Origin of the sequence: Actinomyces succiniciruminis (genome assembly GCF_900002405.1) — a bacterium.
In the GTDB taxonomy this organism is placed as follows: Bacteria; Actinomycetota; Actinomycetes; order Actinomycetales; family Actinomycetaceae; genus Actinomyces; species Actinomyces succiniciruminis.
This window is the reverse complement of sequence record NZ_LK995484.1, coordinates 1-4,053: the sequence shown is the minus strand read 5'-3', so window position 1 is coordinate 4,053 and position 4,053 is coordinate 1. Positions and strand designations below refer to the sequence as shown.

The 4,053-nt window shown below is 70.8% G+C and carries 4 protein-coding genes and 1 pseudogene; 1 reads left to right on the top strand and 4 read right to left on the bottom strand.

The window, feature by feature from the left end; translation table 11 throughout:
- A pseudogene (locus BN1056_RS04570) lies at window positions 1–421 on the bottom strand (iron ABC transporter permease); the annotation flags it as partial.
- Window positions 422–443: 22 nt separating this feature from the next.
- On the bottom strand, window positions 444–1,580 hold the full coding sequence (locus tag BN1056_RS04565; RefSeq protein ID WP_244671503.1) for a thiamine ABC transporter substrate-binding protein: 1,137 nt from the start codon (window positions 1,578–1,580) through the stop codon (window positions 444–446).
- 485 nt (window positions 1,581–2,065) lie between these two features.
- On the opposite strand from BN1056_RS04565, the gene BN1056_RS04560 reads away from it, so the two are divergent.
- Complete coding sequence (locus BN1056_RS04560) at window positions 2,066–2,359, top strand: DUF4235 domain-containing protein (RefSeq protein ID WP_108965636.1); 294 nt, start codon at window positions 2,066–2,068, stop codon at window positions 2,357–2,359.
- Between the two features lie 71 nt (window positions 2,360–2,430).
- On the opposite strand, the gene BN1056_RS04555 is transcribed toward BN1056_RS04560, so the two are convergent.
- Both BN1056_RS04555 and BN1056_RS04550 read right to left on the bottom strand, forming a co-directional pair.
- Window positions 2,431–3,495: a helix-turn-helix domain-containing protein gene (locus tag BN1056_RS04555; RefSeq protein WP_210579433.1), complete on the bottom strand. Its 1,065-nt coding sequence runs from the start codon at window positions 3,493–3,495 to the stop codon at window positions 2,431–2,433.
- 376 nt (window positions 3,496–3,871) lie between these two features.
- Window positions 3,872–4,053: hypothetical protein (locus BN1056_RS04550; RefSeq protein ID WP_210579432.1), on the bottom strand; the 182-nt coding region annotated here is incomplete at its 5' end.

Sequence of the window (4,053 nt, the reverse complement as noted above, 5' to 3'; positions counted from 1 at the left end):
CGCCGAGCGGCCCGCCGGTGGTCACCAGGGCGTGGAAGGCGGTGCCGACGACGACGCTGGGCAGCACGAAGGGCACCGTGACCACGCCGCGCAGCAGGCCCTGGCCGGGGAAGCGGCGCCGGTAGAGCACCAGCGCCCCCGGGATGCCGAGCGCCACGCAGATGACGGTGGCGGCGGTGGCCTGGATGAGGGTCTGGCCGATGATCCGCCAGGTGCGCGGCCGGGACAGCACTTCGCCGAAGCCGCCCAGGTCGAGGGTGCCGTCGGGCGCCAGGCCGCGGGCCAACAGCGTCAGCACGGGCCAGGCGAAGAACACACCGAGGAAGGCCAGCGGGGCGGCGACGGCGAGCGTCCAGCCGATCCGCTCCCCCGCCGTCGCCCGCGGACCCCGGGCACTCGGGCCGGCCACCGCCGTTGTCACTGGCAGCCCTCCGTTCCCACCGTCACTGGCCGACGGCCTCCGCCCAGGCGGTCAGCCACTCCTGCTGGTGGTCGGCGATGTCCGCCGGGTCGACGACGATCGGATCCTCAGCAGTGGCACCGAAATCGGCCAGGTCGTCCGCGAGGGCGGCATCGGGGTCCACCGGGTACATGTACATGGCGTCGGGGATGGCCTCCTGCACCTGGCGCGACAGCATCCAGGCGACGAAGGCGGCGGCGCCGTCGGGGTTGGCGGCCCCGGCCAGCACGCCCGCGTACTCGACCTGGCGGGTGGCGGTGCGCGACATTGCGGCGGTGGTGGGGATGCCGTCGTCGTTGAGGGTGGCGGCGGGCGAGGAGGAGTAGGAGACGACGATCGGGTAGGCGCCATCGCCGCCGCCGGCGGTGAAGTCGGTGTAGTAGGCGTCCGACCAGCCCTCGTCGATCTTGGTGCCGTTGGCGACCAGGTCCTTCCAGTACTGGGCGAAGCCGTCCTCGCCGAAGTGGCCGATGGTGGCCAGCAGGAAGGCCATGCCGGTGGAGGAGGTGGTGGGGTTGATGGCGACGAACATGTCCTTGTAGACCGGGTCGGTCAGGTCCTCGAAGACGGTGGGTATCTCCAGGCCGCGGTCGGAGAGCCAGAAGGTGTCGACGTTGACGCACACCTCCCCGAAGTCGATGGGCACGAGCGCGGGGGTGTCGTCGACGATGTAGGGGGCGAGGTAGTCCGCGGCGCCGTCGGGCAGGTTTAGGGCGGTGGTGGTGTCGATGACGCCCTCGGCGAGGATGCGGGAGGCCATGGTGTTGTTGATGCCGAAGACGGCGTCGCCGAGCGGGGCATCCTTGGTGAGGATCAGCTTGTTGGCGACCTCGCCGCCGTCGCCGGAGCGGGCGATCTCCAGGGTGTAGCCGGTGTCGTCCTTGAAGGCGGTGATGAGCTCGTCGGGCAGGTCGAAGGAGTCGTAGGTGACGACGGTGACGGTGTCACCGCCCGCCGCGGTGTCGCCCGCGCCGTTGTTCCCGGAGCCGCAGGCCGCGAGCGCCAGGCCGACGGCGGTGGCGGCGCCCCCGGCGAGCAGGGCGCGGCGGCTGGGGCGGATGGTGGCGAGCGAGCGGGCGCTGCGCGTCGAGGCGGCGCCGTCGATCTGGTTGGTGTTCACGATGGTCCTCCTGGATGGGCTCTCCGGAGGGCCCGGGCGCAGCCGGTGCGCCCGGGGAGATTCTCGACTTCCTTCGCCGGTGCGAACCGGGGCAGGTTCGAGGGTCTGCGGCTTCCCGCACTCTCAGCGCCGTGGCCGCAGGCGGGGCAGGCCCGCCGACGACGGGCGCTCCCCTGTCGTTGCGGGAACAGCCTACCGCGACGACGATGCTCGCCCGACATCCCGCACCGGCCCGGGCGGCACCAGGCGCGTCTGCCCGCGTGGCACTCATGCGGGCGGCGCAGCGGTGGCCACGTCCCGTTGCGCCGCCGACGGGCAACTGTGAAAACGCTGCCGACTGCCCGTGTAATGCACTGGTCCGGGTGCGTCCACGCACCGCCCGCCCGATGCATGTGACAGGATCAGGGCAGGGTCGGCGACCAGCGACAGCGCCGTCGTCGCCGACAGGTGTCCAGTCATCAAGCAGATTTCAGGGAGTCACCACCATGAAGAACAGTCTCGGTTGGACGGTTGCCTCCGCCCTGTCACTCCTGGTCTCCGGCACTGTTGCCGAGAAGGCCGTGGCCGCCGGTTGGAAGGCCGTAACCGGCAAGCCCGCACCGCGGGAGGAGGACCAGGTGCTCAGCTACCGGCTTGGCGAAGTGGTCGCATTCGCGGTGATCTCCGGCGCGGTCATGACGCTGACCCGGCAACTGACGCTGCGACAGGCCGCCAAGATCCACGCCCGCCGCAGCGGGGACGTGCCCGGCGCGAACGGGGCGACCGCACTGGAGGCCTGAGGGCGGGTGGTGGTACCCATCGCCGCCCCTGCGGGTGCGCGACTCCACCATCGACTACGGCGGCGACGCCGTCAGTGACTGCGGCGCAGCGGGGTGACGGTGGCGTCGCCCCGGTCGGTCGCCGTCGTCGACCCGGTGCCCTCTGATGGGCTGTCCCAGTCGGGGATGAAGGGGGCCGGCAGCGGCGCGAACCAGTTGTCGAAGTGATCGGGCGCGTCGGCGGGCGGGACCAGGCCCATGGCGATCAGCGCGTGAGCGGGCTGGTCGGGGCCGGACAGGGCGTCCACCCAGCCCTCCCAACGGTCCTCGTCGATGTCGGCGCCGCGCGAGTCGGCGATGACGCCGCCGAGGTTGAAGATGTCGTGGAGCACGAGGGCGTCGGCCAGGTTGCGCACCAGCGGCTCACCGTCCGCAGGGCCGGCGTCGGTCAGACGCAGGGTCATGTCCCGGGCGGTGCCGCGCAACTGGAAGACGAACTCGTAGTCGTAGCGGGTCAGCCACAACTGCGGCAGGGTGGAGCCGATGTGGGTCTCGTCGAGCTGGCCCAGGTGGGCGCCGCGGGGAAGCGATGCCAGGCCCTCGAGGTCCTCGGCGACGGACATGTCGAACAGGAAGGTCCCCAGGGCGAAGCAGCGGGCGGCGTCCTCCCCGAGCATGCGGGCCAACCGCGGGGAGTAGACCTCGGAAAACACCGTAGGGATGTCATCCCAGTCGGGGATGGGGAGCTCGGCGGCGGCCTGGGCGGCCAGGTCCTCGGCGTCTAGGCCTTCGAAGGCGTCGTAGGCTTCGTCAGGGATGTCGTATCCAGGGACGCCGAAGGCGGTGCCGAGGTCGCCGGGGCCACCAGCCATGCCCATTGGCGTTGCGCCGCTTTGCAGGTAGGCGCGAAGGCCGTCCAGTGCGGCCACGTGGGCGGGCGGCTCCCATTCGAGGGCTTCCCACACGCCCGCCTGCTTGTCGCCGCGCACCTGGGTGCGACCGGCCTCGTAGTTGCGCCAGGTCTGCTCGGAAACGCCGGCGCGTGCTGCCATCGCCGGCACGCTCAGGCCCAGTTCCTGTCGGCGCTCCCGCATTGCCTGGGCGATGTCGGGGTCGTCGGGCTCGTGACGGTCGTCGTTTTTGCGGCTCGGGCTCATGGATGCGCTCCCTGGGGTCCGGTATTGACTGAGGTTGCTGAGTCTCTTGACACCAGCGGTCCGCTATCGCGCCGACAAGCTGCCGAGCGGCACGGTCACGGTGCTCCCAGACGACCGTGCACCGCCTGTCTCACACAGCGTATCGGGAACGGGCGAGCGAGGCCAGCGGCGGGCCTGTCGGCCGCGGCGGGCACCAAGCGCGTACCGGCACCCGGCTACCCGGCGAGCACCGGGTGTGGAGACTCATTTCGGCCCCGTGAGCCGAAGTGGATCGGCGCGAGCACTCCTCACGTGAATCCCTGTCAGCGCAAACTCGTTGCAGGCAGGTACAACGGCGTGCTCCGAGGTCACATGGGCCACCGGACCAGGCCGACCGTCAGCCTGGTCCCGAGAACGTCATCGTCGGCGTAGGTAACGTGGACAATGGACCAGGTTGACCTTCAACCCTGCCTTCTGGCAGGGGCGCGAAGAAGAACTCATCGGGAACCTTGAGATCGGGGCGTACCCCGAAGGTACGACGCTCTTCCGGAGCCACGACCCTCAGCGTGGCGACGGGCC